Genomic DNA, 3,741 nt, shown 5'->3' on the forward strand with positions numbered 1-3,741 from the left:
AGTATAATTCGGTTAGGTTATCCATGTAAGAAGTCCTTTTTGCTGTCGTTTGTCTTGGTAAACTTACTTTAGCGTATTAGGACTTCTTTTTTTATCTTTTTCTTCGCTTATCCCGAACTGAGGTTACTTAGTATTTTCAGCCTCTGAATTCTCGTATAAAAATAACATTATAAAAAGAACACCATAAAAATGACGCCAAGTTTTGACACTTAGCGTCATTTTTTATGCAATTTTCCCAGAATACTCTATCTACATATCAAAAATCTTACCGCGGTTCATAATATTATTAGGGTCAAAAACTTTTTTAATGTCTTTGAGATAATCAATCTCAGTCGCGCTGCGGCTGTAATGTAGATAGGGCTTCTTGGTCATGCCAACACCATGTTCGGCAGAGACTGAGCCACCATATTTTTGTACGGTTTCAAACACGTATTTATTTACGACCTGACATTCAGTAAAGAAGTCATCTTTACTCATATTCTCAGGTTTTAGAATATTTAAATGCAAATTGCCATCACCGATATGACCGAACCAACAGACCTCAAAGTCAGGGTAATTACTACTGACGATATGATCAATCTCATCGATAAAGTCAGGGACATGGCTGATTAGTACCGACACATCGTTCTTATAAGGGGTGAATACTGAGATGGTTTCCGAAATATATTCGCGTAGCTTCCATAGCTCTGCAGCTTGAGCCATGCTTTGGCTCATAACGCCATCGATCACCCAGCCTTGTTCCATACAGTGTTCAAATATCGCCATTGCCTTGTCCATAATCGGCTCATACGGCGTTTCAAACTCAAGTAGGGTATAAAACTTGGTGCGCGATTCGAATGGTTCTTGTACTTGTCCATGCGCCATTAGCTTATCAATAGCCACACTGTCAAAGAACTCAAAAGCAGTTAGGTCAATTTGCGCTTGAAAGGCAGACAGCACGTTCATGACATCGGTGAACTCGTCCATTCCCAGTACCATCACCGTCAAGGCTTGCGGCGGACGTTCAAGTTTAATTTGTGCATGGGTGACTAAACCTAATGTACCTTCACTACCAATAAACAGCTGACGCAAATCATAACCGGTAGCATTTTTGACCATGCCGCGGTTGAGGTGCAAGATATCACCTTTACCGGTAACAACGGTCAGCCCCATAATCCATTGGCGGGTCATGCCGTAACGAATAACTTTAATACCGCCCGCATTGGTACCGATATTGCCGCCCATTTGGCTCGAGCCTGCTGAGGCAAAATCGACCGGATAGTATAAGTCTTTGGACTCAGCGAACTGTTGAAGTTGCTGGGTGACCACACCCGCTTCAATCTCTACCAGCCTATCAGCGAGATAAAACTTCCCTATGTGGTTCATTTTATCCATGCTGACTACAATCTCGCCATTTGCTGCGACTGCGCCAGCAGACAGACCCGTCCGTCCGCCACTTGGGGTAAGTACCACATTGTGCTCATTTGCTAGTAGGACAATGGCTTGCACTTGCTCAGTGGTTTTTGGGAAGACAATAGCAGCAGGGGCAGGGGCAAAATGTTTGGTCCAGTCTTTGCCCCAGTGTTCTAAGCTTTCGGTATCCGTTTTGATTTGAGTGGCATCAAATTGTTGTTGATGAACTAGGCTATCAAGAATGGCTTGAACGGCGGCGGTATGAATGTTGGTATTAGCGACAGGTGTGTCTGATGCGGTCATGGCTTCTGGTCCGGTCGTGGTTTTTGGTACGATCATAACAGTCTCGATTTTTAATTTGAAACGATATATAGAGATGGCTTATAGATAACGGAGTTATTGTTTTCGTAAAGAGCTAATAAACAAATACTAAGTAAATAAATAGTAAAACATACTGAAGGGCCGCTATTCTTTGTAGCTGATTTTGAACATTGATATTCACAACTGGAATTTATAACGGATATTTATAATGGCCATTTTTATTATAAAGTAGTTTAACGTGAATATTATCACACCGCTAGCATATATCTGGCAGCGGACGATCGGCAAGCGGGTTATCATAGTATAAAATAGTAACTATTTATTTAGGCTGGTGCTCTAACAACGGCGCTTAATTTTGTGTAAGATAATCGGATAGTTTTCGCTCCATGTTCAATTTCACTCATAGCAAACTATTTATTAAATAGTTATAGGGCAGGTTTCAATGGCATTATCATTACAAAAAGATAAAATCCGGTTTTTATTGCTTGAGGGTTTACACGAAAACGCCCTAAAAATATTGCAAGATGCGGGCTATAAAAACATCGAAAACCTCAGTCATGCGCTAGATCAAGATGAGCTAATCGAAAAGATTAAAGACGCTCACTTTATCGGTATTCGCTCGCGTACCCAGCTGACCCGTGAAGTACTCGAACACGCGGACAAGCTTATTGGTATTGGCTGCTTTTGTATCGGCACCAATCAAGTTGACCTTGATGCCGCTCGTGAGTTCGGTATTCCGGTCTTCAATGCCCCGTTTTCGAATACCCGTTCGGTCGCTGAGCTGGTACTGGCCGAAGCCATCATGCTATATCGTGGTATTCCTGAAAAGAATGCTACTGTCCATCGCGGTGGCTGGGGTAAGTCTGCCAAAAACGCTCATGAAGTGCGCGGTAAGACTATCGGTATCGTCGGTTATGGTTCTATTGGCTCACAGTTATCAGTGTTGGCTGAAAGCTTCGGTATGAAAGTAATCTATCATGATGTAGTGACCAAGCTACCCTTGGGTAACGCCCATCAAGTCGGTAGCTTAAATGAGCTATTGTCGCAAGCAGATATCGTCACCTTGCATGTTCCTGATGTGGCAAGTACTCGTTACATGATGAAAGCGGAGCAGTTTGCGCAAATGAAAGAAGGCAGCTACTTTATTAACGCCGCACGCGGTACGTGCGTTGAGATTGATGATCTAGCAGCTGTGCTTGAGTCTGGTAAAGTCTTAGGCGCTGCGATTGATGTGTTCCCTAAAGAGCCAAAATCTGCGGATCAAGAGTTTGAATCACCGCTGCGTAAATTTGATAATGTTATTTTGACTCCGCATATCGGTGGCTCAACCCAAGAAGCACAGGCTAATATCGGATTTGAAGTAGCAGAAAAATTCGTCAGATATTCTGATCAAGGCGATACTATCACTGCGGTGAACTTCCCAGAGGTTTCTATTCCGTTTAAAGAAGGTACCCATCGTCTGTTACATATTCACAAAAACGTACCGGGCGTATTGTCACAGGTTAACCGTCTGTTCGCTGAGGCGCATATCAATATCCTAGCGCAAAGTTTGATGACTGAAGGTGATGTGGGTTACTTGATGATGGACGTTGATTATCACGACTCCGACGCTGCTCTCGATCAGCTCAAAGATGTCGAAGAGACCATTCGCTTACGTATTTTGTTCTAAAACTGGGCTCTATAAATTAGCTGCCATAAGTTGACTACAGTCAATTGTTGTTTTATTTAATATTAGCTGAAAAATAAGTGATAGCAGATGATCTTTAGGATTGTCTGCTATTTTTTTATTTTAGTAATGTTCACGTTAGGACCGTTACATGTGAGATACTTTTTACGATATAAGTTAACATTTTTTTTACTGACGTCTATTTTTGATAATGTATACTTCACAGTTGAAGAACATTAGGGCCTGTTGAACATTCATAATTTAAGCCAGATATAAGCGCAAGCTAGCGCCACTGTATTCTCATAACTTTGCTTAAGTTTATCGTATCTGGTGGCTACTGCTCTGAACCGTTTTAAGTGTGC

Annotated in this window: 2 protein-coding genes and 1 pseudogene; 1 reads left to right on the forward strand and 2 read right to left on the reverse strand. The window is 42.0% G+C overall.

Features of this window, described 5'->3' with window-relative positions; translation table 11 throughout:
- Positions 1-249: 249 nt before the first annotated feature.
- Positions 250-1,695: an FAD-binding oxidoreductase gene (locus JMX97_RS13525; RefSeq protein WP_201558944.1), complete on the reverse strand. Its 1,446-nt coding sequence runs from the start codon at positions 1,693-1,695 to the stop codon at positions 250-252.
- A gap of 460 nt (positions 1,696-2,155) precedes the next feature.
- Between JMX97_RS13525 and serA the strand changes: the two genes are divergently transcribed.
- Positions 2,156-3,382 carry a phosphoglycerate dehydrogenase gene (gene serA / locus JMX97_RS13530; RefSeq protein ID WP_201558942.1) on the forward strand — a complete coding sequence of 409 codons (1,227 nt, stop codon included), beginning with the start codon at positions 2,156-2,158 and terminating at the stop codon, positions 3,380-3,382.
- 251 nt (positions 3,383-3,633) lie between these two features.
- Here the strand turns inward: serA and JMX97_RS13535 are convergent.
- Positions 3,634-3,741 (reverse strand): annotated as a pseudogene (locus JMX97_RS13535) (IS5/IS1182 family transposase); the annotation flags it as partial.

The sequence above is a fragment of the Psychrobacter sp. 72-O-c genome, from assembly GCF_904846605.1.
Lineage (GTDB): Bacteria > Pseudomonadota > Gammaproteobacteria > Pseudomonadales > Moraxellaceae > Psychrobacter.